This is a genomic window from Roseomonas populi (genome assembly GCF_024594815.1).
Classification (GTDB): Bacteria; Pseudomonadota; Alphaproteobacteria; order Acetobacterales; family Acetobacteraceae; genus Roseomonas; species Roseomonas populi.
Map to the genome: position 1 here is coordinate 1 of NZ_JANJOU010000012.1, position 26,029 is coordinate 26,029.

Sequence of the window (26,029 nt, forward strand, 5' to 3'; positions counted from 1 at the left end):
CGGCACAAGGGTTAATCAAGGGTGGGTGGTTCTGCGCTTCCCGTCTGTCCCGGGGAGAGGAAGAAGGAATTCTTCCTCTCCCCGGCCCCCTCACCATCATCTTCTTCTTCGAGTTGGTCTGGTTCCGCGGGCGGTGCGCCTCGGGTCGATGACCCGAGGCGACTGCAAGGGCAGGATAAGACCCGCCGTAAGGCGCCACACTTCAAATCAGTCCGGCGGTAGCCCGATGCAGGTCCAGGAGGCTCAGCCTCCTGGCGGGGGTCCAGGGGGCGGAGCCCCCGGGGGTTGGCGGGAACGGCGTGCCGGGCCTGCGGCGGCCTGCCAGCGGGCTTCTTCCGCGAACTGGCGGGCGAAGAGGCCGTCCTTGCGCCGGATCAGGTCGTCGAAGCTGCCGCTCTCGGCGATGCGGCCGCTGTCCAGCACGATGATGCGGTCCGCGTGGCGGATGGTGGAGAGGCGGTGGGCGATGACGAGGCGCGTGGCCGAGACGGTGCGTATGGCGCGCATGGTGGCGCGCTGGGTGACGTTGTCGAGGGCGCTGGTGGCCTCGTCCAGGATCATCAGGGCGGGTTTCTGCAGCAGGGCGCGGGCGAGGAGGAGGCGCTGGGCCTGGCCGCCGGAGAGGACGCGGCTGGCGTCGGTCAGCACGGTCTCCAGGCCCATGGGCATGGCGCGGATGTCGGCGGCGAGGGCAGCGGATTCGAGCGCGGCCCAGACGGCGGCGTCGTTGGCGGGGGTCAGGCCGCGCACGGCGTCCCGGATGCTGCCGGGGGGGACGCGGCCGGATTGCAGGACGGTGGCGACCTGCTGGCGCAGCACGCCGAGGTCCAGGCCGCGGATGTCGTGGCCGTCCATGAAGATGGCGCCGCTGGCGGGCTGCTCCAGCCCGAGGAGGAGGCGGACGAGGGTGGACTTGCCGGCGCCGGAGCGGCCGACGATCGCGACGAACTCGCCGGGCTCCACCCGCAGGCTGAGGCCGGAGAAGATCCAGGGGTCGGCGGGGCCGTAGCGGAAGGCGAGGTTGGAGAGCTCCAGCGCGCCGCTGAGGCGGCCGGGGTCCACGCGGCCCCCCTCGCTCTCCGGCAGGGATTCCAGCAGGGGCTGGGCGAAGCGCCGGGTGGGCATCAGGAACCAAAGCGAGAAGACGGTCTTGGCGAGCTGCGTGCCGGAGCCGGCCATCAGGCCGTAGGCCGAGAGGAAGGTCATGACGGAGGAGATAGAGGGGGGCGGCTGCCCGGGCTCGACGCGCTGGAGAAGGGCGATGACGAGGAAGGCGGCGGCGGTGGAGAGGACGGCGAAGCCGGCCGCGAAGGCGTCGTAGCCGTTGCCCACGCGCCGCGCGGCGGCCAGGCGGGCGCGCATGCCGGCGAAGCGGGCGGCCCAGACGGCGCCGGCGCGGTGCTCGGCGCCCGCCAGGCGCAGCTTCACGAGCCCGGAGACGATCTGGAAGACCATGGCGTCGGCGAGGCCCGACAGCGCCTCGCCGCTCGCGAAGGCGCGCGCCTGCAGCCAGCCCGCGAGGTTGGCCGCGAGGATCTGCAGGAGGAGCAGGCCGAGGCCGATCGCCGCCGCGAGGGGCTGCGACAGCAGCATCAGCGTGCCGGCGGAGAGGATGACGGAAACGGCGGAGATCGCGGCGAAGGAGAAGGCGCGGAGCTGCGCGGCGAGGGAGATGGCGGAGGCCGCGCGCCCGGCGGTCTCGCCCACCGTCTGGCGGGAGAGGATGGAGAGGGGGAGGCGGATCACGCGGTCCCAGATCGCGGCGTGCAGGGCGGGGCCGGCGCGGGCCTCAATGCGCTGGCGCGCGATCTCGCCGCCCAGGCGCGTGGCCCAGGCGACGGCGGCGACGAGGGCCATGGCGAGGCCGAGCTGGGCCAGTTCCGGCAGGTGGCCGCCGGGGATGAGCAGGGTGAAGGCGACGCCGGTGGCCAGCGGCACGGCCTGGCCGAGGGCCGCGCCGATCAGCATGGTGACGAAGATGGCCGCCACGTCGCCGCCCGCGCGCCGCATCCCGGCGCCGACGAGGTCGGAGAGGGTGAGAGACTTGCGGGGCAGCGGGAGGATCGGGGCCTGGGCTTCCCGCGAGAGGGTGCGGGCCGTGGCGGGGTCCAGCCGCGCGCCGCCCGGGCGTTCGGGGGTGACGAGGCGGTGGCCGCGCCCGTCCGGCAGCAGGCCGACGGTGGCGCCGTCGGGCCGGGTGACGAAGAGGGGGCCTTGGTCCTCCTCCCACCAGTTTCCTTCGAGATGGGCGGGGCGGAGGCGCAGGCCGGAGGCGCGGGCCAGCTCCTCCAGCGAGGAGGAGGCGTCCACGTCGGTGCTGCGGACGCGGACGAGGCGGCGGGCGCGGAGGCCGAAATGCGCGGCGACGGCGCGGAACACCGGCATCAGCGGGTCGGCGTTCGCGGGCTCGGGGCGCTCCACGGGGTTGCCGAGGATGGCGGCGAAGGCGGCGCGCCCGTCGGCCCCGGCCTCCTCGTCGCGCTCCTCCCGCAGGCGGCGGCGGTTCAGCTCGTCGGCGGCGTCGAGGGCGAGGGCGGCGGGCAGGGCGTCCAGCAGGGCGTCGTTAAGGGCGGCGAGGCCGGGCTCCCATTCCGGGTCGGCCAGCGCCACCTCGGCCGCGAGGGGCTGGATGCTGCCCTTGCCGGAGACAAGCCAGGACCCGGCGGGCAGGGGGAGGAGGCCGCGCACGGGTTCCAGGCCCAGCAGCAGCCAGCCATCGCCGTTGATCCGGGCCCAGGCGGGGGCGCCCCGCGCGGCGATCACGAGGCCGGCGGGAGGGTAGAGCGTGCCCATGCCGCCGGAGACGGGGATGTCCACGCGCGGGCGGGGGGACATGGGGCGGGCGAGGCCGGAGGCGAGGGCCTGGGCCCAGCCTTCCAGCGCGGCGGCCAGGCGGGGGGCGGCCTCCTCCCCTTCGGGCAGGGGCAGCAGGCGGGTGTCGGCGCCACCCACGGCGAGGAGGCTGGCGCCCGTGAGGGCGGTGCCGACGCCGCAGATCATCCCGCCGGCGCGGATCGTGCCGATGTAGCGGCGCGGCCCCTCGGTGGCCGGGGGGCGCGGGGGGAGGGCGGCGAAGAGGGTGACGGTGCCGGCGGCGACGATCCAGCGGATGGAGGGGTCGTCCAGCAGCAGCGGCGCGTGGGCGGGCAGGGGGATGGGCTGGGGGGGCGGCGAGGCCTCGGCCAGGGCCTGGAGCGGCAGGGGGGGCGCGATGTCGTCGGGCACGGCTCAGCCACTCGCCAGCATGGTGCGGAAGGGGCCGGGGGCGGCGGCGAGCTCCTCGGGGTGGCCGCGCTGCACGATGCGGCCCGCCTCCATCACGATCACCTCGTCGCAGTCCCGCACCAGGGCGAGGCGGTGGGCGATGACGACCATGGTGCAGCCGCGCCGGCGCAGGTTGGCCATGACGGCGGCCTCCGTCCGGTTGTCGAGCGCGGCCGTCGCCTCGTCCAGCACGAGCACTGCGGGGTCGGTGACGATGGCGCGGGCGAGTTCCATGCGCGCGCGCTGGCCGCCGGACAGGTTGCGCCCTTCCTCGGCCACGGGGGCGGCGTAGCCGCCGCGGCGGGCGAGGATCTCGTCGTGAATCATCGCGTCCTGCGCGGCCTCGACCAGGCGCTCGTCCGCCAGGGTCGGGTCCCACATGGCGATGTTGTCGCGCACCGTTCCGTCGAAGAGGTAGCCCTGCTGGTCCATGACCGAGACCTCGCGCCGAAGCTCCGCGCGGGGGATCCCCTCGATCGGGCGGCCATCGATCAGCACCTCGCCGGACCAGGGGCGGTAGAGGCCGGCGACCAGGAGGGCGAGGGTGGACTTGCCGGAGCCGGAGCCGCCGACGATGCCGAGGCGGCGGCCGGGTTGCAGGGTGAGGGAGACGCCGTCCAGCAGGGGTGGGGCGAGGCGGCTGTGGCCGAAGACGACGTTCCGCAGCTCCACATGGCCGCCCAGGCGCGCGCCTGAGAGGCGGGCGGGCGAGGCCTCGGGCGAGGCGGCGAATTCCGGCGCCAGCGGGTGGTGCAGCGTGTCCTCCAGCAGGGTGAGGTTCGCCTTCGCGTCCTGCATCTGGGTGGCGACGCCGACGAGCTGGGCGACCGGGCCCATGAAGCCGGCCGTGAGCGCCTGGAAGGCGACGAGCTGGCCGACGGTCATCGTGCCTTCCATGATGCGGCGCCCGCCGAGGACGAGCACGGCGGCGGAGGCGAGGATGGCGATGAAGGCGGGCAGCCCCTCCAGCAGGGCGCGGCGCAGGGCCAAGCGCTGAGTGACGTTGGCGGCGCTGGCCCGCGTGCCCGCAAGCTGGGCGAGGAGCAGGTCCTCGCCGCCCGAGGCGCGGTAGGTCTCGATCATCCGCAGCCCGCCGCGGGCCAGCCCTTCCGTGCGCAGGCTGCGGGAGAGGAGGCGCCCGTTGTCGTCGCTGAGCGAGCGGCCGAGGGCGGCGAGGGCGGCGAGGTTGACGGCGGCGGCCAGCACCACGACGCCCGCCAGCAGCGGATCGTAGAGCAGCATGGCGGCGGCATAGGCCAGCGCCGTGACGAGGCCGAGCAGGCCGCGGCCGACATCGCCGGAGACGAGGCGCGCGACGCGGTCGTTCAGCGCCACGCGCCCGGCGATGTCGCCGGGGTGGCGCTGGGCGAAGAAGGCGACGGGCAGTTGCGTCAGGCGATCGAGGAAGGCGGCGGAGCCGGAGACGGAGAGACGCGTTTCCAGCCGCAGCAGCAGGTTGAGCTGCAGCCAGGTGATGAGTCCCATGATGAGGGCGGTGCCGGCCATGCCCCAGAGCAGCGGTTCCAGCCAGGTGTCGAAGCGGCCCACCAGCACGTCGTCCACGAAGACCTGGGAGAAGGCGGGGACGAGGAGCGCGGGGATCGTCATCAGCAGGCTGAGGCCGAGGAGGAAGCCGAAGGCAGCGCCGTTGCCCCGTAGGCGGCGGAGGATGCCGCGGAGCGCCCGCGGGCGCTCCCCGCCGCGGCGGAAGCCCTCGCCGGGGCGGAGGGAGAGGACGACGCCGGTGAGGTTGCGGTCCAGCTCCTCCGCCGTGACGCGGCGGGGGCCGGTGGCGGGGTCGTTGATGCGGGCGCCTGCGCGGTCCACGCCCTCCACCACCACGAAGTGGTTCATGCCCCAGTGGGCGATGAGCGGCATGGCCATGCCCGGGAGGTCGGCGGGCTCCACCCGGTAGGCCTCCACCGCCAGGCCGTACCCCGATGCCGCGGCGGCGACGTGGCTGGCGCGGCTGCCGTCCCGCGAGACGCCGCAGGCGGCGCGCAGCTCCTCCAGCGGGACCCAACGGCCGAAGTGGCCGAGCACGATGCCGAGGGCGGCGGCGCCGCATTCGGACGCTTCCATCTGAAGGAGCGTCGGCGTGCGTGCCCGCCCGGCACGGGGGCGCGGCGGGGCCGCGGCGGCAGTGGCGCTCAAGGCGCCGCGGCCTCGGCGTTGCGGGTGAGCCAGCCCCGCACGGCGGGGAAGGCGAGGCCGATGAGGCGGACGGAGCGGACGGTGATGTCGGCGCCCGCGAGGGTGCCGGATTCGATGGGGAAGTCCGGCCCGGTGGCGGTGGACCAGCGCAGCCCGCTGCGCGTGGCGGGATCGGGGGAGAGCGCGACCTCCACCTCGAAGGGCGCGCCGAGATCGGTGGTGAAGCTCCGCACGAGCTGGTCGTTCTGAAGGGTCCGCAGAAGCCCCGCGGAGGAGGAGGGGGCGTGGGCGACGCGGGTGATGCGGCCGTGAATGAAGCCGTCCTCCTCCCGCCGGGTGGAGGAGGGGGAGACCTCCACCTCCAGCCCGGGGGCGAGGCGCTTGCCATCCTGCGCGGTGACGTAGACCACGGCCACCAGCGCGCCGGCGCCGCCCTCCGGGTCGCGCTCGATCGTCAGCAGGGCGGTGCCGCGCTGCACCACCTGGCCGTCATTCGCCTTCTGCTCCACCACCGTGCCGGAATAGGGGGCGAGCACCTCGCCCAGGCGGCCGAGGCGGGCGCGGAGGGCCTCCACCTGGCGCGTCGTCTCGTCCACGCGCCGCTCGGCCTCCAGCGCCTCGCGCTCCTGCTGGGTGCGCTTCAGGGCCTGGTCGAGCACGAGCTGCTCCCGCTCGTTGCGGGAGGAGGCCATCTGCTCGCGCACCTGGAAGACCTCGACCCGGGCATAGAGGGCGCGGTCGCGGTTGATGAGGTTCTGCTGCATCAGCCCGCGCATCACCTCCTCGCGCTGGGTCATCATGCCCAGGCGCTCCTCCAGCATCCGCAGGTTGCCGGCGAGGGCCGCGTCCCGCGCGGTGCGGAAGGCCTCGGCCGCCGCCGTCTCGCGCCCGTGGAAGGCGCGCAGCTCGGCGCGGTGGCGCAGGGCGTCGGCGGCCTGGCCTTCCGCCAGGGCGAGCTGGAGGCGGATCTCGGACTGGTCCACCGCCGCGATGGACTGGCCGGCCCGGATGCGGTCGCCCGGGCGGACGAGGAGGCGGTCGATGCGGCCATCCGTGTCCGCCACGATGTCCACCACGCCGCCGGAGGGCAGCAGGATGCCCCGCCCCGTGACCTTCAGCGGCACGTTCACGAGGCAGGCCCAGACGAGCCCGATGACGGCGAGGGCGAGGAGCGCCCCGCCGACCGCCCAGGTCCAGGGGCGCATGACGCGGAGGGGTTCGTCGTAGCGGTCCGGGGCCGCGGCCTCGGCGACGGCCTGGCGGCGGAACAGGGGAGGCGTGGACATGCCGGGGTGTTCAACCTTGTTGGGAGAGCCCGGCGATCCTGGCCCCCTGCGTGACTATGCCTGCGCCGGAACGCTAAAGGAATGGTGGATACGTTCTGGTCAATCGCCCTGCCCCGGGTCTCTTCGAAGGCTCCGTGGCGGGGGAGCCTTCCCGGCCGGCGGGGCGGGATATGGGCCCCGCCCCGCCGGGCCCGCCGGTCAGGCCAGGCGAACCGTCTCCACGTTGTCGAAGCGCACCGTCTCGCCGCCGATGGTGATCTGGCCGCTGAAGGGCTGCGCCTCGCCCTGAGCGTTGACGAAGAGGATGCTGCCGTTGCTCATCTCGGTCATCTGCAGCCCGGGGGTGTAGACCTGCAGGCCCTGCCGCAGGTCGGACATGGAGATGCCCGTCAGCGACAGCGTGTCATGCCCGTTCCCGCCGTCGAAGTAGTCGTTCCCGCCGCCCAGGCCCCAGACGTAGGTGTCGTTGCCCTCGCCGCCCAGGGCGACATCCGAGGCGCGGTCGTTGTGGCCGCCGATCAGGGTGTCGTTGCCGGTATCGCCCTGGAGGTAGTCCGCGCCGTCGCCGCCGACGATGATGTCGTGGCCCGCGCCGCCGACCAGGGCGTCGTTGCCGGCATCGCCGAGGATGACGTCGTCGCCGTCGTTGCCCTCGATGTAGTCGTTGCCCGTGCCGCCGGCGGCGAAGTCGTTGCCCACGCCGGTGATGATCGTGTCGTCCCCGGCGTCGCCGTAGACCTCGTCGTTCCCCGCGCCGGCCTCGATGTAGTCATTGCCGCCGCGGCCTTCCGCGTAGTCGTTGCCGGCGCCGAGGATGATGGCGTCGGGCGCGTCGGTCCCGATCGTGAAGTCGCTGCCCTCCGTGCCCGTGACGTGGGCGCCGCCGACAGCCTTCCTGAGGGCGTCGGGGCCGAGGGGCTGCTGCGACATAAGGAATTTCCTTTAAGGTGACGGTTGCGCATCCATGCCGGTTGCGAGGGCCGTTGCCTATAGTGGAGCTATCGATCTGATCGATCGTTAACACCTATCGAACTGCCGGCCGGACGCGGCGCCTTTCCGCCGGAGGGGGCGGGCCGCTGGCGCCGCGCGGTTGCCCTGGCCGCCCCTGTCATGGAGCCGCAACGTTTCTGCCGGAATTCCGTCGCTGGCATGACCGCCCGTTCCGTGACACTTCGTCCAGCCGTCCAGAGACGGTTGGCGAAAGTGGCCCCGAGACGATCCCCTCCCCGCGCCCTGCCGCACGCCGCCTCGCGCCCGCCCAAGGGTTCCTGGGGCCCGGATATCGCTGAGGATCACGAGATTTGACGGACGGGAAACGGGCGGACAACGTCGCCCTTGCCTATGACGGCTGGGCGCCGGTCTACGACCTGGTCTTCGGGCCGGTGTTCCGCGAGGGGCGCCGCGTGGCGACGCAGGCAGCCGAGCGGGTCGGCGGGCGCATCCTGGAGGTGGGCGTGGGCACGGGGCTCTCGCTCGCCGGCTATCGGTGCGAGAACACGATCTTCGGGATGGACATCTCCGCCCCGATGCTCTGGAAGGCGCGCGGCCGCGTGGAGCGGCAGCGCCTGGGCCATGTCGGCGGCCTGGCCGTGATGGATGCGGAGCGGCTGGCCTTCGCGGATGACAGCTTCGACGTGATCGTGGCGCAGTACGTCGTGACGGCCGTGCCGAACCCGGAGCGGGCGCTGGACGAGTTCCTCCGCGTTGTGCGGCCGGGCGGCGAGATCATCATCGCCACGCGCGTGGGCGCGGAGACGGGGCTGCGCGGCACGATCGAGCGGGCGTTGATGCCCGTGACCAGCCGGCTGGGCTGGCGCACGGAGTTCCCCTGGAGCCGCTACGCGGACTGGATCGCCGGCGCCGCCGGCGCGCAGCTTCTCGAGCGGCGCCTGCTGCCGCCGCTCGGCCATTTCTCGCTTGTCCGCATCAGCAAGGACGGGCGGGAACCAGAGGCGGCCAACCTCATGGCCGGCACGGCCACGTCCACCGGCGGGGGGCCGGTGGCGCAGCGCATGGCCTCGTCACCCGAGAAGGATTCGTGATGACCGGATTTCTTGAGCAGCTGCGGGAACAGCGGTGGGACGACCACCGCTACTACCACCACAGCCGGATCAACCAGAGCCTGCACCTGCTCAGCGCGATCAGCTTTCTCTGCGCCTATATGATGGCGTTCAAGGACCCCGCCACGGCGGCGCTGATCGCGTGGCTCGTCTCGATGAACAGCCGCCAGGCTGGCCACTTCTTCTTCGAGCCGCGGGGTTACGACCAAGTCAACCACGCGACGCACGAGCACAAGGAGGAGATCAAGGTCGGGTACAACCTGAACCGCAAGATCGTCCTCATGGCGTTCTGGGCCGCCTCCCCGCTGCTGCTGGTTCTGGACCCCACCCTGTTCGGGTTGATGACGCCGCACGAGAGCTTCGGCGGCTTCGTGCACAACGTGGGCTATCTGTGGTTCTTCGTCGGCATCGCCGGGCTGCTGTTCCGCGTGGCGCAGCTGATGATCATCCGCGACGTGCAGACGGCGCTGGTCTGGGCGACGAAGATCATCACGGACCCGTTCCACGACATCAAGCTGTACCACCGCGCGCCTGGCTACCTGCTGCGGGGCCAGCTGATCGATCCCGCCCATGGCCGGCACCACCCGGACGAGGATAGGATGGAGGACGAGGACTGGGTGGCCGAGCCGGAAGAGCGCAAGGCCTGAGGCCACGCCCTCCCCGCGCTGCGCGGCGCGGGGAGGGCGCCGGGGATCAGGCCGGTTTCGCGGCCCGCTTCCCGCAGTGACGGAGCATCTCCCTGAGGATGCCGCGCCGGATGGCCTTGTTCGTGGTCTCCGGCCCGGCCCACCAGCCGTCCCGCTCCATCGCCCGCGCGGCGACCAGGAAGCGATCGGCCACGGCGGCGAACTCGGCGTCTCCGTAGTTCAGGCTGAAGATCAGCCGGCCGGTCCCTACCCAGCTCAGCGCCAGGCCCTCCGCCCGGAGATAGTATTGCAGCATCCAGTTGTAGCGAGACGGGCGCGGGTAGAGGACGGTCCAGACCGTGGACATGTTGGCCACGCGGACCGGCAGGCCTTCCGCTTCCAGCCGCACGTTCAGCGCTGCGGCGCGGCTGTTCCAGCGCTCCTCCAGCCCTTCGTAGAGGGCCAGCACCTCCGGCGTCTCCAGGCGGCGCAGGAAGGCGTCCATCGTGCCCATGACGTAAGGGTGGGAGTTGAAGGTGCCGCGGGCGAAGCAGACATCCACGGGGTTGTCGTCGCGGTAGCGGCGCATCAGCGCCCGCGTGCCGCAGAGCGCGCCGATGGGCAGGCCGCCGCCGAGAGTCTTGCCGTAGGTGACGAGGTCGGCGCGCACGCCGAAGTATTCCTGCGCGCCGCCCGGGGCCAGGCGGAAGCCCATGAAGACCTCGTCGAAGATCAGGACAATGCCGCGCTCCGTGCAGACCTGCCGGAGCCTGTGCAGCCAGGCGGTGTAGGCGGCGCGGTCGTAGGCGGCGCGGCGGCCGCTGTCGGCCAGCGAGGAGTCGGCGGGCGCGCCGGAATTCGGGTGCAGCGCCTGCAGCGGGTTGACGAGGACGCAGGCGATGTTGCTGCGGGTGCGCAGCACGTGCAGCGTGCGCTCCGACATCTCGGCCAGGGTGTAGGTGCGGTCCGCCGGCACGGGGTTGCCGATGCCGGGCTGCACCTCGCCCCACCAGCCGTGATAGGCGCCGGAGAAGCGGACGAGGTGGGAGCGGCCGGTGTGGTAGCGGGCCAGGCGCACGGCCTGCATCACCGCTTCCGTGCCGGACATGTGGAAGGAGACCTCGTCCAGCCCGGAGATGGTGCGCAGCCGCGCGACATTCTCCGCCACCACCGGGTGGTAGGCGCCGAGGACGGGGCCGAGGTCGCGCACGCGGGCGGCGCCTTCCTCGATGCAGTCCTTGTAGAAGTCGTAGCCCAGCAGGTTCACGCCGTAGGAGCCGGTGAGGTCGTAGAGGGTGTTGCCGTCCAGGTCCGTCACCGTCACGCCCGCCGAGGAGGCGAGGAAGCTGCCGCCCGAGAGGTGCTGGCGGAGGTAGCGGCTGTACTGGAAGGGCACGCGATAGGCGGAGGTGAACTGCAGGTCCGACAGGCCGGCCTTCGCCTCCTCCGTCAGCGCCGCCGTGCGCGGGAAGCGGGTGGCGTAGAGATCGGCAAGCTCGTGGAAGCCCTTCCGCCGCCGCGCGACCACCTCATTCGCCGCGCCGTCGGACGAGAAGAAGCGGTCCTCCCCGTACTCGTAGAAGGGGATGAGGGAGGCGACGCGGCGCGCCATCCGGGCGTGGCCGGTCAGCGACCGGTGCTTCGCGCGGGAGAGGGCGAGGCGCGCGCGGCCCTTCACGAAGAGCGCGGCGAGCGCGCCCGCCCCCGCGGCGTAGGGCGCGAAGGCGCCGATCTGCGTGCTCAACATTTCAGTTTTCCCAGACAGGGCTGACAACGATGCCGACACTTCGCTCCACCCTCGCGCGGGTGGCGCAGCAGGAGGACATCAACTTCCTTCTGACCAACAGGATCCCGCGCCGCCTGGCGACGCGCTTCATCGGCTGGTTCAGCCGGATCGAGAACCCGGTGGTGCGCGACCTCTCGATCGCCACATGGCGGCTCTTCACCGACATCGACCTCAGCGAGGCGCGGCAGGCGCGGTTCCGCAGCCTGCACGAGATGTTCATCCGCCAGCTGAAGGAGGGCGTGCGCCCGGCCGACCCGGACCCGGCGATCCTGGCCAGCCCCAGCGACGCGATCGTCGGCGCGCACGGCACGGTCGAGCGCGGGCAGGTGCTGCAGGTGAAGGGCTTCCCCTACCCGCTGCGCGACCTGCTGGGCGATGAGGCGGAGGCAGCGCGGTACGAGGGGGGCAGCTACGTCACGCTGCGCCTCACCTCCGCCATGTACCACCGCTTCCACGCGCCGCATGACCTGCGAGTGGAGTCCGTGACCTACATCTCCGGCGACACATGGAACGTGAACCCCATCGCGCTGAAGCGGGTGGAGCGCCTGTTCTGCAAGAACGAGCGCGCGCCGATCCGCGCGCGGCTGGCCGATACGGGGCACGCCATCACGCTGGTGCCTGTGGCCGCCATCCTGGTGGCGAGCATCCGGCTGAGCTTCCTGGACGCGGAACTGGACCTGCGCGAGGCCGGACCACGCCGCATCGCCTGCGACGTGCCGCTGCGGAAGGGCGAGGAGATGGGGTGGTTCCAGCACGGATCGACCATCGTGGTCTTCGCGCCGCCGGGGTTCTGCCTGCACGAAGGGGTGCGCGAGGGGGATACGATCCGCGCGGGGCAGGCGTTGATGCGGTTGCCGGGGTGACGGGATGTCCCGGGGAGAGGAAGGAGGAATTCTTCCTCTCCCCGGCCCCCTCTCCATCATCTTTCTCTTCGAGTTGGCCTGAGTCCGGCTGGTGGTGCGCCTCGGGTCCATGACCCGAGGCGACTGCAAGGGCAGGATCGGGTTCTGATCGTCAGCGCCACGCCTCAGGTCAGTTCCGCGGCAGCCCAAAGCAGGTCCAGGAGCCTCAGGCTCCTGGCGGGGGTTCCAGGGGGCGGCGCCCCCTGGTTCCGGACCCGTCAGAAGAGGCATCCCCGCTTCAGCCCTGTGGAAGGGCGGCCAGGGAGTCCCGCAGCTGGGTTGCGGAGGCGGCCCAGGACCATTTCGCGGCGTGGCGGCGGCAGGCCTCGCGGTCGGCGGTGAGGGCGGCGAGACAGGCGGCGCGGAGGTCCTCGCTCAGGGCGCCCACGGGTTCTGTCGCGCCGCCGATGACGTCCTGCGGGCCGGCGACGGGGAAGGCGGCGACGGGGGTGCCGGTGGCGAGGGCTTCCAGCAGCACGAGGCCGAAGGTGTCGGTGCGGGAGGGGAAGACGAAGACGTCGGCGCCCGCGTAGGAGGCGGCGAGGGCGGCGCCTTCCCGGTAGCCGGTGAAGTGGGCTTCCGGGAAGCGGGCCTGGAGGGCGGCGCGGTGGGGGCCGTCGCCCACCACGACCTTGGAGCCGGGAAGGTCGAGGGAGAGGAAGGCCTCGATGTTCTTCTCCACGGCGACGCGGCCTGCGTAGAGGAAGACCGGGCGGGGCAGGCCGGCCCAGGGGGCGCGCGGGGCGGGCGGGAACCGCTCCAGGTCCACGCCGCGGGACCAGCGGCGCAGGTGGCGGAAGCCGCGCGCATCCAGTTCCCCCAGCAGCGAGGTGGTGGCCGCGAGGGTGGCGGCGGCGGGCGCGTGGAAGCGGCGCAGCAGGGCCCAGGAGAGGACCTGCGGCACGCGGGCGCGGAGGTGGAGGTATTCCGGGAAACGGGTGTGGAAGGAGGTGGTGAAGGGCCAGCCGCGCCGGCGGCACAGGGCGCGCGCGGCCCAGCCGAGCGGGCCTTCGGTGGCGATGTGGACGGCACTGGGGGCGAAGGCGTCCACCATGCGCGCGAGGTGGCGGCGGCGGACGAGGGCGAGGCGGATCTCGGCGTAGGAGGGCAGGGCGACGGTGCGGAAGCGGTCCGGCCCGATCACCTCCACCACGTCGCCGCGGGCGCGGAGGTGCTCGACCACGGTGGAGAGGGTGCGGACGACGCCGTTGACCTGGGGGCGCCAGGCATCCGTGACGATAAGGATGCGGGCCGGGGATTCGGGAGCGGGCGGCCGGGGCGTGCCGATCGGATGCCGGCACGCCGTGCCCTGCGCTGCGCTGCCCGACGCCGCGGTGCCGGCCGGTTCCGCGGCCTTGCGGGCGGGTGGCCCGGCGGCGGCGCGGCCGAGTGCGCCGAAGCCGGCCGGGGTGGGCGTCGTGGGCCGCATCAGCGGGGGTTCAACCAATGGCAGCCATGCGCGTCAGGTCCCAAGCCGAGAATTTCCCCGTGCCGACATCGCCGCTCTATCTCGCTCCATGCCCGCATCGACCATTCGGCCGTGTCCTTACGCAGGGGCGGGCGCGCACGGCGTGAACCTTGTGTGACCTCGCGGATCGCTCGACGGGCGTGGGGAGGTATGGGGGCAGCGGGGCCGGTTGCCTGGGCGCGGTGCGGCCGTATCACATAGGTTTAGTCTATTTGCGCCCGTCATCATGTTGCGCGCGAACAGATTTTGCACATAAGTTAAAAATTGCGCGCCGGGTTACGCGCCGATCGGAGTATCCGGCGGGCTGCGGCACTTCTTCCCGCACCCCGCCGAATGCTCCAGAAATGGATTGGTTGGTTTTCGCTTTACTAAATTCACACTGTCCGACAGCTGGCCATCATTCGGCTTCGCACCGCAAAATATTGCGCGGTTTCGCGGGGTTCTGACCTGATCCTCATGTTGCGTAGGAGGAAAAGTCGCTCTAGGTTGCAGCTGCGCCGGTTCGCGCAACTTCCGATCTGAGAGTGCCCGGCGGGGCTCGGCTTTTTCCGATGGCCCGCCGGGTTGTTTCGGCGCCTACTCCGCCTTCAGGTCCAGTTCCCGCACCTTCCTGCCCCAGAACTCGTACTCATCGCGGATCGCCTTCGCGAATTCGGCGCGGGGCTGCTCGGCCGCGACCTCCAGGCCGTCGCGCTCCAGGCTGCGGGCAAAGCGCGGGTCGCGGATCGCCTTGTTGGCGGCGGCCTCCAGCCGGCTCAGCTCCGCCTCCGGCGTGCCGGCGGGGGCGAAGATGCCGTGCCAGCCGAGGATGACGATGCCGGGCAGGCCGGCTTCTGAAAGCGTCGGGACGTCGGGGAGGGAGGGGAGGCGGTGGTCGCCGGTGACGGCGATGGCGCGGAGCCGGCCGTCCTTGGCCAGCGGCACGGCGGGGGGCGGAGAGGAGAAGTTCATCGTCACGCGCCCGGCCACCACGTCCTGCAGGGCGGGGGCGGTGCCGCGGTAGGAGATGTGCTCCATCTCCACCCCGGACGCTTCCGAGAAGAGGATGCCGGCGAGGTGGTTGTTGGAGCCGACGCCACCCGAGGAGAAGGTGAAGCCCGCCCCCGGCTTCTTGCCCGCCGCGATCAGCTCCTGGAGGGTGTTGGCGGGCACCTTCGGGTCGATCACCAGCACGTACTGGTAGGAGCTGGCCTTGGTGACGGGCGTGAGCGCGGTGGAGAGGTTCACGCGGTCGTTCCGCTGCAGGTGCGGGTTGACCACGATGTTGGTGGAGACGGCGAAGAGCAGGGTGGTGCCGTCCGGCCGCGCGCGGGCGACGGAGGTGGCGCCGACATGGCCCGCGGCCCCGCCGCGGTTCTCCACGATGATGTTCTGGCCGAGCTGCTCCATCAGGATGGGCGCGAGCTCCCGCCCCACGATGTCCGTGCCGCCGCCGGCGGCATAGGGCACGACGAGGGTGATGGGCCGGCCCTGGCCCTGGGCCGAGGCGCGGGTCATGAGGGCGGGCGCCGCGAGGAGCGGCAGGAGGTGGCGTCGCCGCATGGTGGGGTCCTTTCGATAGGGATCGGAAATGGCCATGGACGCGACCCGGCGGCAAGCGGCCCGCCTTCAAGGATCGGTGCGGGGTGGCATGATGCGCCCGCGACCACGGAGCGCTTCTTGACCCAGGACACCCTCGGCCTGCGCGGCCCCGCCCTGACCTTCCGCCACGATCCGTTCCGGGGCGAGGCCGACACGGCGCTGGTGCACTGGCCCGACGCGCTGGTGGTGATGCGGGGCGGGATCATCGCCGGCTTCGGGGACCATGCGGCGGAGCGGCCGCGCCATCCGGGCGACATGCCGGTGCACCACCATCCCGACGGGCTGATCCTGCCGGGCTTCGTGGACGCGCATGTCCACTACCCGCAGCTGGAGATGGCGGGTTCCTTCGGGGAGACGCTGCTGGACTGGCTGCGGCGCTACACCTTTCCCACCGAGGCGCGCTTCGCCGATGCCGCGCACGCCGAGCGGGTGGCGAAGGCCTTCCTTTCCGCGCTGCTGCGCGCCGGCACCACCACGGCCTGCGTGTACTGCACGGTGCACGAGCACTCCGCCGACGCCCTGTTCGCGGAGGCGGAGCGGCTGGGCATGCGGATCGCGGCGGGCAAGGTGCTGATGGACCGCCACGCGCCGGACGAGCTGCTGGACGGGCCGGACCACGGCATCCCCGCGACGCAGCGGCTGATCGACCGCTGGCACGGGCGCGGGCGGCTGCTTTACGCCATCACGCCGCGCTTCGCGCCCTCCTGCACGGATGACGCGCTGTGCGCCGCCGGGCGGCTGTGGTGCGACAATCCCGGCACGCTCGTGCAGACCCATCTCTGCGAGACGGAGGCGGAGATCGCCTGGGTGCGGGAGCTGTTCCCGGCCACGGATTCCTACCTCGGCGTGTACCGCGCCGCCGGGCTGGCCGGGCCGGGCGCCGTGATGGGCCATGCGGTCCACGTGACGGAGGGCGACCTGGACGCGCTGCGCGAGACGGGGTGCGGGGTGGCGCATTGCCCGAGCTCCAACCTCTTCCTCGGCAGCGGGCTGTTCCCGGCGCACGAGATGGCCGCCGCCGGCGTGCGGATCGGGCTGGGCAGCGACGTGGGGGCGGGCACGGGCCTCTCCACCCTCCGCACCCTCGGCGATGCCTACAAGGTGGCGCGGCTCCGCGGGGCGCGGCTGCACCCCGCCCAGGCGCTGTGGCTGGCCACGCGCGGCGGCGCGGAGGCGATGCGGCTGGAGGACCGGATCGGCACCCTGGCGCCCGGCATGGAGGCGGACCTGGTGGTGCTGGATCCCGCCGCCACCCCGGAACTCGCGCTGCGGACGGAGGGGGCGCGGGATCCGGCGGATCGCCTCTTCGCCCTCATGGCACTCGGGGACGAGCGGGCGGTGCGGGCGACCTATGTGGCGGGGCGGCTGGCATATCGGCGGGGGTAGTGCGGGTGGCCCCCAGGGGGCCTTGCCCCCTGGAACCCCCACCGGGGTGGCAACGGCCACCCCGGACCCCGCGATCGGGCTGCCGCGGATGCCCCGGATCGCTGTCGCGCCGCGGCTTCCTCATTTCAGTTGGGCACGGGGGCATGTCCCGCGCCGAGGGTCATGGACCCTCGGCGAAACCCCTGGGCGGCATTCCGCGGCAGCCAGCCAGAAGAAGATGAGGGGAGGGTTCCAAGGGAGGGGAGAATTCCTTCTCCCCTCCCTTGGGGCCGCCCGCACAACCTCCCCCGCCCCCGGACGTTCCCCCGCTGACATACGGAGGACCCGCATCATGGCCGAGGGCGAGAAGAGCGAAGTGCCGGGCATGCTGGAGAACTGGGGGACGCAGACGAAGAACGCCCGCCCCGCCAGCGTTGGCCAGCACGATCCCCTGCGCGACAAGAACGGGGATGATTCCGGGCCGGGCATCAAGCCCGAGGCGGGCTACAAGCCCGGCCCCGGCACCAATGAGGGCAATGCCGGCCCGGGCAAGTCGGAACCGGATACGGGGGTCGGGACGGTGATCACCCCCGGCGTGAAGGAGGCGAGTGAGATCAAGCCCGGGGCCGAGCGGGACGCGCCGCCCCTGACCGGCCTCGTGGACTGATCCGGCCATGGCTTCCAGGACGGCCGGGGTGGGGCGCGCGGCCCTTCTCTCCCTCCTCGCCCTGACGGCGGCGGGGTGTGGCGGGGTGGAGATGATCGACGTGCACAACACCGCCACCGGCCAGTTCGCGCGCTGCGAGGTGCCGGCGGGAGATTCCTCCCTGTCGGCGGCGCTGCTGAGGAACGGCTCCTCCCGCGCCTGCCCTGCGGAGCTCGCGGAGGCGGGCTGGGTGCGCGCGCGCTAGCCCTGCCCGATCCCCGGCCCCGATTCCACGGGGCGGGGGTTTCATCATCCCGCCCCTGCGCTACATGGCGGGCCTCCGAAAACAGGGCCCCTCGCTATGGCTATGGAAATCGAGCGCAAGTTCCTCATCGTGGGCGATGCCTGGAAGGTCGGGGTGGTCGAGACGCTCGTTCTGAGGGACGGCCTGCTGGCCCGGTTCGGCGAGGGGAAGGTCCGGGTGCGGCACGGGGGGGACCGGGCCTGGATCACCGTGAAAGGGCCGCGAGACGGCATCAGCCGGGCCGAGTTCGAGTACGAGATTCCGCTGGCGGAGGCGGAGGAGATCTTCTCCCTCTGCGACATGCCGCATGTGGAGAAGGTCCGCCACATCGTCCCCTATGAGGGGCTGACCTGGGCGATCGATGTGCACCAGGGCGCGCTCTCCGGCATCGAGTTCGCCGAGGTGGAGCTGGACTATCCCGAGCAGCCCATCCCCATGCCGCCCTGGGCGGGGGAGGAGGTCACGCATGACCCCCGGTACCGCAAGGCCACGCTGCTGAGCCGCAACGCGGAACTGCTGCGGGGGCGGACCGCCTAGCCGAGCATCCGCCCGATCACCTGCGCGGTGTAGTCCACCACCGGGATCACCCGCCCGTAGTTGATCCGCGTGGGCCCGATCACCCCGATCGCGCCCACGATCCGCTCCTGCCCGTTGCGGAAGGGCGCCACCACCATGGAGAGGCCGGCGGTGTCGAAGACCCCGCTCTCCGCCCCGATGAAGATCTGCACGCCCTGGCCGCGCTGGGCCAGCTCCAGCAGGCGCAGCATCGTCTCCTGCGCCTCCAGCCGGTCGAAGAGGGACTGGATCTCCGCCACCCGCGCCGCCTGGTCCAGGTTCTGCAGCAGGCGGGACTGGCCGCGCAGGATGAGGGAGCCGCCGCCGCCGCCGGCCCAGGTGGCGAGGCCGGACTGCACGACCTGGTTCGTCAGCGCGTCCAGCGCCGTGCGGTTGGCCGAGATCTCGGCCTCCACCACCGCCCGCGTGTCCTCCAGCGTGCGCCCGTTCAGGCGGGTGTTCAGGTAGTTGCCCGCCTGCGCCAGGGCGCCCGCCGGCAGGCCCGCCGGCACCTCGATGATGCGGTTCTCCACCTGCCCGCGCTCCCCCACCAGCACCACCAGGGCGCGGCCGGGGCCGAGGGCCACGAACTCGATGTGGCGCAGGTTGGATTCGGCGTTCGGCGCCACCACCAGCCCCGCGGCGCCGGCGAGACCGGAGAGCATCTGCCCCGCTTCCGCCAGCGTGTCCTGCATGGAGCGGCCGGATGCGGCGCAGCGGGCCGCGATCGCCTCCCTCTCCTCATCCGTCAGGTCGCCGAACTCCAGCAGCCCGTCCACGAAGAGGCGCAGGCCGCGCTCCGTCGGTAGGCGCCCGGCGGAGGTGTGGGGGGCGTAGAGCAGCCCCGCCTCCTCCAGGTCCGCCATGGCGTTGCGGATGGTGGCGGGCGACAGGGCCGTGGGCAGGCGGCGGGACAGGGTGCGGCTGCCCACCGGCTCCCCCGTCTCCACGTACAGTTCCACCACCTGGCGCAGGATGGAGGCGCTGCGGTTGTCCAGGCCCGGCAGGATGGTGCCCGCGGATGCGGGCCGGGCGGCGCTGGCCCGGATCGGTCCGGGCCCGGGGCGGTGGTTGGGCTGGGCGCCCATTCGGTGGTTTGTCTCCGCGGAGAGTGGACCCGAAAAGCTAGGGAGCGGACCCCGTTGCGTCAACGAAGGTCGCTGCCGCTCACGCCTTCGCGGTCAGCCATCCGTAAGGCGGCGCTGCCACAATCGGTCACGGGTCGGACATGCTTCGGTCTCACCCCCCTGCCCCAATGCCACCAGGGGATGAGGAGGCCAGCATGGGCGAGACGCGGAAAGGACCGGCACCCCGGCGCGGCCTTCCCTCCGTGGGGGCCTGGGCCGCCATGCTGACCCTCTGGCTTCCCCCCGGCGACCTGGCCGCCGCGGAGGTGGCGCGGGAGCAGGCCCTGGTCGAGCTGCAAGTGGAGACGTTGACAGCCGAGGGGTCGGGCGTGTTCCTCCCGCCTCCCTCGCAGGAGAGTGCTATCGCATGTCCGCCGCCTCCACCGGACTCCGCCCCTCCGATCGCCCCTCCGATCGCCCCTCCGATCGCCCCTCCGATCGCCCCTCTGGCCGCGCCCCCGACGCGTTGCGGGAGCTGAAGCTCGAGCCCGGCGTTGCCCGCCACGCCGAGGGCTCCTGCCTCATTCGCATGGGGATCACGGAAGTCCTCTGCACTGCCAGCGTGGAAGGGCGCGTGCCGCCCTTCATGCGCGGCAAGGGCGAGGGCTGGGTGACGGCCGAGTACGGCATGCTCCCCCGCGCCACCCACAAGCGCGGCGACCGCGAGGCGGCGCGCGGCAAGCAGTCCGGCCGCACGCAGGAGATCCAGCGCCTGATCGGCCGGTCCCTGCGCGCCGTGACGGACCGCGCCGCGATGGGCGAGATGACGATCACCCTGGACTGCGACGTGATCACCGCCGATGGCGGCACGCGCTGCGCGGCCATCACGGGTGCCTGGGTGGCCCTGCACCTGGCCTTCCAGCACCTGATGCGGAACAACATCATCGCCCGCAACCCGCTCGTGGACCAGGTGGCCGCCGTGTCCTGCGGGATCCATGGCGGAGTGCCCGTGCTGGACCTGGACTACGCGGAGGACAGCGCCGCCCACACGGACGGCAACTTCGTCCTGACCGGCCGCGGCGGCATCGTGGAGGTGCAGGCCACCGCCGAGGGCGCGCCCTTCACCGATTCCGAGCTGACCTCCCTCATCGCCCTCGCCCGCAAGGGCACCGATTCCCTCTTCGCCGCCCAGCGCGAGGCCGTCGGCCTGTGACGCGCCCCCTGACTGAGAAGCGCCTCGTCCTCGCCACCCACAATGCCGGCAAGGCGCGGGAGGTGGCGGCCCTGCTGGCGGACCATGCGATCGAGGTGGTCACGGCCGGCAGCCTCGGCCTGCCCGTGCCGGAGGAGACGGAGACCAGCTTCATCGGCAACGCCACCATCAAGGCGCTGGCAGCCGCCCGCGCCAGCGGGATGGTCTCGCTCGCCGATGATTCCGGCTTCTCCGTCGCGGCGCTGGAGGGTGCCCCCGGCGTCTACACCGCGGATTGGGCGGAGCAGCCGGACGGGACGCGCGACTACGCAGCCGCCATGGCGAAGGTGGAGCGGCTGGCCCGCCACTCCCCGGACCGCAAGGCCTGGTTCTCCTGCGCCCTCGTCCTCGCCTGGCCGGACGGGCACGTGGAATCCTTCCTCGGGGAGTCCCACGGGCAATGGGTCTGGCCGCCGCGCGGCGGGAAGGGCTTCGGCTACGACCCGATGTTCGTCCCGGACGGCGAGGCTCAGAGCTTCGCGGAGATGGACCCGGCCCGGAAGCACGCCATCAGCCATCGCGCGGCCGCCTTCCGGCTCCTCTCCGAGGCCTGCCTGCCGCGGCGCTGAGTGGCCCACGGAAGGGGAGAAGGCCGGCGCCTCACGATTCGGTGATGCGCCCTCTCCCCGCCGCGCCTATCCTGCCGGGGATGCGCCGCGCCCTGATTCTTGCCTCCCTTCTCCTGACCTCCTGCGCGGTTCCGGACATGCCGGAGCTGGAGCGCGCGGCCACGAACACCCTGCGCGCGAGCGTGTTCCTGCCGCCCATCAAGGACGGGCTGGCGCCGCGACGCCACGAGGCGCCGGCGGGCGCCCTGGACGAGGCGGAGGTGGCCGTGACGAACGGCCCCACCCTGCTGGTCAGCTACGGGCGGCAGCGCAAGGTGATGACGATGATCCAGGGCCAGGGCGAGCAGCGCATGTGGCGTTCCGACGACGGTACGGTGGTGGCGACGGATGGCGCGCGCGTGGTGGCGACGGCGGGCACGCAGACGAACCTCTCCGCCACGCGCTTCGACAGCCCGGACCCGCTGGACGACGTGACGGCGCTGCTGGAGCGCCCGGCGATGGCGCGGCGGGTGGTGGACCTAGCGCCGGCGCAGCGCGACCCCGGGCGGATGCGCTTCGGCGTCTCCCTGGAGTGCCGGATGCGCGCCGCGCGGGTGGCCGAAGGGCTGTACGTGGAGGAGCGCTGCGGCGGCGGGGCGCGCTTCCTGAACCGCTATTGGGCGGATGCGGAAACGGGGGCCGTGTGGCGGTCCGAGCAGTGGGTGGGAATGGAGGACCGGCCGATGACGATCGAGGTGCTCAGCCCGCCCGCCAACTGAGGCCGGCCCGCCGCACCCGCCACGCGACATAGGCCAGCCAGAGGAGCTGCACGCCGAGGGCGGGCAGCACGACGAGCGGCTTCGCCCAGGAGTGGAGGTGCGGGAAGGCGAGGGCGAGCATCGCCTGGAACAGCACGAAGGCGCCGTGCACCGCCGCCACCCACCGCACGGGCATGCCGCTGCGCTGGGCCAGCTGGTAGAGGTGCGTGCGGTGCGGCGCGCTGATCCTCTCCCGCATCAGGGCGCGGCGGAGGAGGGTGAAGCCCGTGTCGAAGAGGTGCGCGAAGAGCAGCAGCGGGACGATGAGGAAGGAGAGCTGCTCCGTGTCGAAGCGCGCGCAGGCCACCGCGAGCACGGCGAGGACGAAGCCGAGAAACTGGCTGCCGACATCGCCCATGAAGATGCGCGCGGGGTGCAGGTTGTAGGGCAGGTAGCCCAGCAGCCCGGCGGTGAGGAAGAGGGCGGCGGCATAGACGAACCAGGCGCCCTGCTCCGCCCCGATGAAGGAGAGGGCGGCGCAGGCGACGAGGAGGGAGCCGGCGACGAGCCCGTCCATCCCGTCCATGAAGTTCACGGCGTTGGTGCAGGCGACGATCCAGAACAGCGTCAGCACCGGGCCCCAGAACCCGAGCTCGGTCACGCCCACCCAGGGGATGGCGAGGCGCGTGACGACGAGGCCGCTGGCCATGGCCACCAGCGCGGCCCCGGCCTGGGCCGCCAGCTTCACGACGAAGCGGAAATCCTTCAGGTCGTCCAGCAGCGCCACGCCCGCGATGGCGAGGGCGGCGAGGATGGTGCCGATGAACTCCGGCTCCGCGATGCGGGCGAAGCGGGCGGTGCCGTAGAGCATCACCATGCCCGCCACGAAGGCCGCGACCACCCCCAGGCCCCCGCCCTTCGGCGTGGGCACGGTGTGGGCGGTGGCGGCGCGGCGCGCCGGGTCGTCCAGCATGGGGTGGGCGATGAGCAGGCGCACGATGCCCGCGGAGAGCAGCACGAGGAGCGCGGCGAAGCCGAGATGGGGGAGGAAGGCTTCCGCGCGCATCAGGGGGTGATCCGGCCCGCGTCAGGGCTGGCATAGACATCGCCGCTGTTGGCGGCGTGGGGCAGGGCCTCGATCCAGGCGAGCATGGCGCCGGCCTCCACCGGGGCTGGCAGGGAGAGCTCCATGCTCTCCCCCAGCGCGGCGTTGAAGCGGTAGGGGCCGAGGGCGGCCAGGCGCGCCAGGCACCCCGCCGCCACGTCTCGCTGGATAGTGGTGAACTCGAAGGAGAGGGCACGGGGGGCGAAGGAAAGGCCGGCCAGGGCCTCCGCCTCGAAGCCCTCCACGTCGAGCTTGATGAAATCGGGGGTGCCGTGCGCGGCCGCCAGGGCGTCCAGCGTGGTGACGGGGCGGGGGATGGCGCGGTCCCATTCCTGGCCTTCCCAGCCCGCCGCGCCGTCGGCGGCGGCCAGGAAGGCATCCGATGCGGTGGCGACGGTGGGATTGCGGGTGTTCAGGCGCAGCACCGCCTCGCCCGGCGCGGCGCCGACGAGGGCGGGGACGATCGTAACGCCGGGATCCCCGCCGAAGCAGCGGCGCAGCAGGCGGGCCAGGGCGGGCTGGGGCTCCACCGCAACGGCGCGGGCGCCCAGGCGGCGGAAGCCGGCGCTGCGGTCGCCGACATGGGCGCCAATGTCGAAGCCGAGCTCGCCGGGGGAGAGGAAGCGGGACTGGAAGGCGTCCAGCGCCGCCTCACGGCCGGGCGCGTAGTAGGTCTGCACGGACCGGCGAAGGGGGCTGGCGGGCCTCATGCCGCGAAGACCACGGCGCAGCCCGCGGCTTCCGCCTGCGGCACCAACAGCCCGGCGGGGGTCTCCAGGTGCAGCACGCCGGAGAGGGCGCGGCGGGTGCGGTCCAGGTTCTCCACGCCCAGCACCACCGCCGCCACGGCGGGCAGGGCGGGGGGCGTGAGGCCGGGGAGGAGGGCGGCGGCGGTGTCCGGGTCCAGCACGCGCACACGGGCGCCGTCCGGCAGGGGCAGGGCGAAGCCGCCGGCCGGGTCGGGCTCCAGCGGCAGGCCGGAGAGGCGGGAGAGGCGGGCGGCGCTTTCCGCGGGGCGGTCCGCCACGACGATCGCGGCGCGAAGCTCCGTGGCGCCGTTGGGGTGCTCCATCCAGCGGGGCTGCCAGATGGCCTCCGGCGTCAGGTGCCGCACGAGCTGGACGCGGCCTTCCGGCGCGTCCGGCAGGGGCAGGCGCTCGAAGCGGGCGGTCGGGCCGCCGGGCTCCACGGGGCGGGAGAGGGGGGAGATGCCGGGGATCTCCAGCCCGGCGCGGCGGAGGCGGGCGAGGTTGCCTTCCGAATCCGCCATGCCCAGCGCCAGGATCCGGGCCCCCTCAAACACGTCCAGCAGCGCGCCCAGGCCGTTGTCGGGCAGGGAGGGATCGACCACCGCCAGCAGCTCGATATAGCCCCGGCGCAGCATGGCGCAGCGGTTCGCGGTGCCCAGGGGCTGGTCCCCGCGGGACTGGCGCGCCACTGGCGTCAGCGCGAAGCCAAGCCGCTCATAGATGCCCCAGAGCGCCGCGGCGTCGCGCGAGCAGACGCCGACGTGGTCCAGGCCGCTCGACGAAGCCATCAGGCAGCCCCTCTCAAGCGGCGGGCCCGGCCTCGTAGTGGGCGAGCTGCCACTCCTTCGGCTCCTGCGCCGCCTCGTCGTACCAGCGGGACACCAGCGGGTGCGCGCGCACCGCGGCCATGTAGGCGCGGCCGCGCGGGGAGACGGCGGGGGCGTAGGTGATCAGGCGCGCGACCACGGGCGCGTACATGCAGTCCGCCACGCCCATTTCCGCGCCGTGCAGGAAGGGGCCGCCGCTGGCGTCCAGGCACTGCGCCCAGATCGTCTCGATGCGCGCGATGTCGGCCAGCGCGTCCGGCGTGCCGCCGCGGCCGGGGAAGTTGCCGCCGAGGTTCATCGGCATGGCCTGGCGCAGCCCGCGGAAGCCCGCGTGCATCTCGCTGGCGGCGCTGCGGAGGAGGGCGCGCTGCACGCGATCCCCCGGCCACATCGCGGGCGCGATCTCCGCGCAGTACTCGCAGATGGCGAGGCTTTCCCAGACCCGCGCCCCCTGGTGCTCCAGATAGGGAACCAGCCCGGCGGGCGTGGCCTGCTTGATGGCGGTGGTGCCGCCGCCGCCGGCCAGCGGGATCAGCACCTCCTCCACCTCCAGCCCGGCGAGTTGCACGGCCAGCCAGCCGCGCAGCGACCACGAGGAGTAGCGCTTCGTGCCGATGAAGAGCCTGTCAGCCCCCTGCTTCTCAACCATGAACGGGGACCCCCTTCGACGTGGAGTACTCGAAATGCAGCGCCTCGTTGGGATGCACGCGCGGGTGGATGGCGTGCGCGGCCATGGCGGCCTCCGAGAAACCCTGCAGGATCAGCTTCAGCTTGCCGGGATAGGTGGCCACGTCGCCGATGGCGTAGATGCCGGGGCGCGAGGTCTCGCAGGTGGCGGGGGTCACCGTCACGTGGCTGCGGTCCATCCCCAGGCCCCATTCGGCGATGGGGCCGAGCTCCATCGAGAGGCCGAAGAAGGCGAGCAGGTGGTCCGCCTCCACGTCGCGCTCCTCGCCCTTCAGCGTGGCCAGGGTGACGTGCGTGAGCTTGGCGCCGTCGCCCTTCAGCGCGTGCAGCTGGTAGGGGATGGCCATCTCCAGCTCGCCCTTGGCGGCGGCGGCCTCCATCTGCGCGGCGCTCTCGGGCGCCGCGCGGAACTTCGGGCGGCGGTGCACCACCGTCACCTTCGCCGCCAGCTCCTTCAGGGAGAGCGCCCAGTCCACGGCGGAATCGCCGCCACCGGCAATCACCACCTTCTTGCCCCGGAAGTCCTCCCGCCGCGCCACCATGTAGCGGACGGCGCCGGAGGCTTCGTACTGCGGCAGGTTCTCCAGCGGCGGGCGGTTCGGGCCGAAGGCGCCGGCGCCGGCGGCGAGGATCACGGCCTTGGCGCGCACGCTGTCGCCCTCGCTGGTGCCGAGGATGAAGTCGCCATCCTCCTCCAGCAGCCGCTCCACGCGCCGGCCCATCAGGTAGATGGGGGCGAAGGGCTGGGCCTGGGTCTCCAGCCCCCGGATAAGGTCGCCGCCGGCAATGCGCGGGTGCGCGGGAATGTCGAAGATCGGCTTCTCCGGGTAGAGGGCCGAGCACTGGCCGCCGATCGCCTCCAGCGCGTCGATCACCACGCATTTCATCCGGAGCATGCCGCATTCGAAGACGGCGAAGAGCCCGGCGGGGCCGGCGCCGATGATGGCGACGTCGGTCTCGATATGCGCGGTCATGGCGTCGGCCCGTCCCCCGTTTGGCGATGAGGGGAGGGGTGATACAGCGGGCGGAGGAGGGGGGG

General features: G+C 72.7%; 23 protein-coding genes. 10 read left to right on the top strand and 13 right to left on the bottom strand.

Going from position 1 to position 26,029, the window contains the following annotated elements; genetic code table 11:
* Window positions 1-243: 243 nt before the first annotated feature.
* From NRP21_RS15020 to NRP21_RS15035, 4 genes are all read right to left on the bottom strand, one after another.
* Window positions 244-3,225, bottom strand: coding sequence for an ATP-binding cassette domain-containing protein (locus tag NRP21_RS15020; RefSeq protein WP_257717034.1), 2,982 nt, complete (start codon window positions 3,223-3,225; stop codon window positions 244-246).
* A gap of 3 nt (window positions 3,226-3,228) precedes the next feature.
* On the bottom strand, window positions 3,229-5,418 hold the full coding sequence (locus NRP21_RS15025) for an NHLP family bacteriocin export ABC transporter peptidase/permease/ATPase subunit (RefSeq protein ID WP_257717035.1): 2,190 nt from the start codon (window positions 5,416-5,418) through the stop codon (window positions 3,229-3,231).
* Window positions 5,415-6,704, bottom strand: a complete 1,290-nt coding sequence (locus NRP21_RS15030) for an NHLP bacteriocin system secretion protein (RefSeq protein ID WP_257717036.1) — start codon at window positions 6,702-6,704, stop codon at window positions 5,415-5,417. Before NRP21_RS15030 ends, NRP21_RS15025 begins: the two co-directional genes overlap by 4 nt.
* 198 nt (window positions 6,705-6,902) lie before the next feature.
* The gene (locus NRP21_RS15035) at window positions 6,903-7,634 is read right to left on the bottom strand and encodes a calcium-binding protein (protein ID WP_257717037.1); all 732 of its coding nucleotides are present in this window, start codon (window positions 7,632-7,634) and stop codon (window positions 6,903-6,905) included.
* Window positions 7,635-8,005: 371 nt separating this feature from the next.
* Between NRP21_RS15035 and NRP21_RS15040 the strand changes: the two genes are divergently transcribed.
* Entirely contained in the window at window positions 8,006-8,746 is a 741-nt protein-coding gene (locus tag NRP21_RS15040; RefSeq protein ID WP_257717038.1) for a class I SAM-dependent methyltransferase, read from the top strand.
* The gene (locus NRP21_RS15045; protein WP_257717039.1) at window positions 8,746-9,411 is read left to right on the top strand and encodes a hypothetical protein; all 666 of its coding nucleotides are present in this window, start codon (window positions 8,746-8,748) and stop codon (window positions 9,409-9,411) included. The genes NRP21_RS15040 and NRP21_RS15045 overlap by 1 nt, the downstream gene beginning before the upstream one ends.
* 46 nt (window positions 9,412-9,457) lie before the next feature.
* Here NRP21_RS15045 and NRP21_RS15050 read toward each other — a convergent pair whose 3' ends face one another.
* Window positions 9,458-11,137 carry an aminotransferase class III-fold pyridoxal phosphate-dependent enzyme gene (locus NRP21_RS15050; RefSeq protein WP_257717040.1) on the bottom strand — a complete coding sequence of 560 codons (1,680 nt, stop codon included), beginning with the start codon at window positions 11,135-11,137 and terminating at the stop codon, window positions 9,458-9,460.
* Window positions 11,138-11,166: 29 nt separating this feature from the next.
* On the opposite strand from NRP21_RS15050, the gene asd reads away from it, so the two are divergent.
* The gene (gene asd / locus NRP21_RS15055; protein ID WP_257717041.1) at window positions 11,167-12,039 is read left to right on the top strand and encodes an archaetidylserine decarboxylase; all 873 of its coding nucleotides are present in this window, start codon (window positions 11,167-11,169) and stop codon (window positions 12,037-12,039) included.
* A gap of 277 nt (window positions 12,040-12,316) precedes the next feature.
* Here asd and NRP21_RS15060 read toward each other — a convergent pair whose 3' ends face one another.
* Window positions 12,317-13,507: a glycosyltransferase family 4 protein gene (locus tag NRP21_RS15060; RefSeq protein WP_257717042.1), complete on the bottom strand. Its 1,191-nt coding sequence runs from the start codon at window positions 13,505-13,507 to the stop codon at window positions 12,317-12,319.
* 615 nt (window positions 13,508-14,122) lie between these two features.
* Entirely contained in the window at window positions 14,123-15,088 is a 966-nt protein-coding gene (locus tag NRP21_RS15065) for a Bug family tripartite tricarboxylate transporter substrate binding protein (protein ID WP_257717043.1), read from the bottom strand.
* 117 nt (window positions 15,089-15,205) lie between these two features.
* Here NRP21_RS15065 and guaD point away from each other — a divergent pair, with 117 nt between their 5' ends.
* From guaD to NRP21_RS15085, 4 genes are all read left to right on the top strand, one after another.
* Window positions 15,206-16,513: a guanine deaminase gene (guaD, locus tag NRP21_RS15070; RefSeq protein ID WP_257717044.1), complete on the top strand. Its 1,308-nt coding sequence runs from the start codon at window positions 15,206-15,208 to the stop codon at window positions 16,511-16,513.
* 331 nt (window positions 16,514-16,844) lie between these two features.
* Window positions 16,845-17,159, top strand: coding sequence for a hypothetical protein (locus NRP21_RS15075; RefSeq protein ID WP_257717045.1), 315 nt, complete (start codon window positions 16,845-16,847; stop codon window positions 17,157-17,159).
* Window positions 17,160-17,166: 7 nt separating this feature from the next.
* The gene (locus tag NRP21_RS15080; RefSeq protein WP_257717046.1) at window positions 17,167-17,403 is read left to right on the top strand and encodes a hypothetical protein; all 237 of its coding nucleotides are present in this window, start codon (window positions 17,167-17,169) and stop codon (window positions 17,401-17,403) included.
* Window positions 17,404-17,499: 96 nt separating this feature from the next.
* Entirely contained in the window at window positions 17,500-17,979 is a 480-nt protein-coding gene (locus NRP21_RS15085) for a CYTH domain-containing protein (protein WP_257717047.1), read from the top strand.
* Here NRP21_RS15085 and hrcA read toward each other — a convergent pair.
* The gene (gene hrcA / locus NRP21_RS15090) at window positions 17,976-19,085 is read right to left on the bottom strand and encodes a heat-inducible transcriptional repressor HrcA (RefSeq protein ID WP_257717048.1); all 1,110 of its coding nucleotides are present in this window, start codon (window positions 19,083-19,085) and stop codon (window positions 17,976-17,978) included. The genes NRP21_RS15085 and hrcA overlap by 4 nt on opposite strands.
* Before the next feature lie 406 nt (window positions 19,086-19,491).
* Here hrcA and rph point away from each other — a divergent pair, with 406 nt between their 5' ends.
* From rph to NRP21_RS15105, 3 genes are read left to right on the top strand one after another with little or no spacing between them, the layout of a single operon-like run.
* Window positions 19,492-20,277: a ribonuclease PH gene (rph, locus tag NRP21_RS15095; protein WP_257717049.1), complete on the top strand. Its 786-nt coding sequence runs from the start codon at window positions 19,492-19,494 to the stop codon at window positions 20,275-20,277.
* Window positions 20,274-20,885, top strand: coding sequence for a non-canonical purine NTP pyrophosphatase (locus tag NRP21_RS15100; RefSeq protein WP_257717050.1), 612 nt, complete (start codon window positions 20,274-20,276; stop codon window positions 20,883-20,885). The genes rph and NRP21_RS15100 overlap by 4 nt, the downstream gene beginning before the upstream one ends.
* 44 nt (window positions 20,886-20,929) lie before the next feature.
* Window positions 20,930-21,643, top strand: coding sequence for a YjbF family lipoprotein (locus NRP21_RS15105; RefSeq protein ID WP_257717051.1), 714 nt, complete (start codon window positions 20,930-20,932; stop codon window positions 21,641-21,643).
* Here NRP21_RS15105 and NRP21_RS15110 read toward each other — a convergent pair.
* The 5 genes from NRP21_RS15110 to NRP21_RS15130 are packed head-to-tail and all read right to left on the bottom strand — an operon-like array spanning window position 21,624 to window position 25,964.
* Window positions 21,624-22,688, bottom strand: a complete 1,065-nt coding sequence (locus tag NRP21_RS15110) for a glycosyltransferase family 4 protein (protein ID WP_257717052.1) — start codon at window positions 22,686-22,688, stop codon at window positions 21,624-21,626. The two genes, NRP21_RS15105 and NRP21_RS15110, sit on opposite strands and share 20 nt — an antisense overlap.
* On the bottom strand, window positions 22,688-23,437 hold the full coding sequence (locus NRP21_RS15115) for an FkbM family methyltransferase (RefSeq protein WP_257717053.1): 750 nt from the start codon (window positions 23,435-23,437) through the stop codon (window positions 22,688-22,690). The genes NRP21_RS15110 and NRP21_RS15115 overlap by 1 nt, the downstream gene beginning before the upstream one ends.
* Complete coding sequence (locus tag NRP21_RS15120) at window positions 23,434-24,264, bottom strand: VOC family protein (protein WP_257717054.1); 831 nt, start codon at window positions 24,262-24,264, stop codon at window positions 23,434-23,436. The genes NRP21_RS15115 and NRP21_RS15120 overlap by 4 nt, the downstream gene beginning before the upstream one ends.
* Window positions 24,265-24,277: 13 nt before the next feature.
* Window positions 24,278-24,952 (bottom strand): glutathione S-transferase family protein, encoded by a 675-nt coding sequence (locus tag NRP21_RS15125; protein ID WP_257717055.1) that lies wholly within the window; start codon window positions 24,950-24,952, stop codon window positions 24,278-24,280.
* Complete coding sequence (locus NRP21_RS15130; RefSeq protein WP_257717056.1) at window positions 24,945-25,964, bottom strand: NAD(P)/FAD-dependent oxidoreductase; 1,020 nt, start codon at window positions 25,962-25,964, stop codon at window positions 24,945-24,947. Before NRP21_RS15130 ends, NRP21_RS15125 begins: the two co-directional genes overlap by 8 nt.
* Window positions 25,965-26,029 lie beyond the last annotated feature (65 nt).

Bases quoted from the DNA above. Each gene is read 5' to 3' on its own strand.
- NRP21_RS15030 (WP_257717036.1), bottom strand. From the start codon at position 6,704: ATGTCCACGCCTCCCCTGTTCCGCCGCCAGGCCGTCGCCGAGGCCGCG.
- NRP21_RS15035 (WP_257717037.1), bottom strand. From the start codon at position 7,634: ATGTCGCAGCAGCCCCTCGGCCCCGACGCCCTCAGGAAGGCTGTCGGC.
- NRP21_RS15045 (WP_257717039.1), top strand. From the start codon at position 8,746: ATGACCGGATTTCTTGAGCAGCTGCGGGAACAGCGGTGGGACGACCAC.
- NRP21_RS15050 (WP_257717040.1), bottom strand. From the start codon at position 11,137: ATGTTGAGCACGCAGATCGGCGCCTTCGCGCCCTACGCCGCGGGGGCG.
- asd (WP_257717041.1), top strand. From the start codon at position 11,167: ATGCCGACACTTCGCTCCACCCTCGCGCGGGTGGCGCAGCAGGAGGAC.
- NRP21_RS15060 (WP_257717042.1), bottom strand. From the start codon at position 13,507: ATGCGGCCCACGACGCCCACCCCGGCCGGCTTCGGCGCACTCGGCCGC.
- NRP21_RS15065 (WP_257717043.1), bottom strand. From the start codon at position 15,088: ATGCGGCGACGCCACCTCCTGCCGCTCCTCGCGGCGCCCGCCCTCATG.
- NRP21_RS15075 (WP_257717045.1), top strand. From the start codon at position 16,845: ATGGCCGAGGGCGAGAAGAGCGAAGTGCCGGGCATGCTGGAGAACTGG.
- NRP21_RS15080 (WP_257717046.1), top strand. From the start codon at position 17,167: ATGGCTTCCAGGACGGCCGGGGTGGGGCGCGCGGCCCTTCTCTCCCTC.
- NRP21_RS15085 (WP_257717047.1), top strand. From the start codon at position 17,500: ATGGCTATGGAAATCGAGCGCAAGTTCCTCATCGTGGGCGATGCCTGG.
- hrcA (WP_257717048.1), bottom strand. From the start codon at position 19,085: ATGGGCGCCCAGCCCAACCACCGCCCCGGGCCCGGACCGATCCGGGCC.
- rph (WP_257717049.1), top strand. From the start codon at position 19,492: ATGTCCGCCGCCTCCACCGGACTCCGCCCCTCCGATCGCCCCTCCGAT.
- NRP21_RS15105 (WP_257717051.1), top strand. From the start codon at position 20,930: ATGCGCCCTCTCCCCGCCGCGCCTATCCTGCCGGGGATGCGCCGCGCC.
- NRP21_RS15110 (WP_257717052.1), bottom strand. From the start codon at position 22,688: ATGCGCGCGGAAGCCTTCCTCCCCCATCTCGGCTTCGCCGCGCTCCTC.
- NRP21_RS15115 (WP_257717053.1), bottom strand. From the start codon at position 23,437: ATGAGGCCCGCCAGCCCCCTTCGCCGGTCCGTGCAGACCTACTACGCG.
- NRP21_RS15120 (WP_257717054.1), bottom strand. From the start codon at position 24,264: ATGGCTTCGTCGAGCGGCCTGGACCACGTCGGCGTCTGCTCGCGCGAC.
- NRP21_RS15125 (WP_257717055.1), bottom strand. From the start codon at position 24,952: ATGGTTGAGAAGCAGGGGGCTGACAGGCTCTTCATCGGCACGAAGCGC.
- NRP21_RS15130 (WP_257717056.1), bottom strand. From the start codon at position 25,964: ATGACCGCGCATATCGAGACCGACGTCGCCATCATCGGCGCCGGCCCC.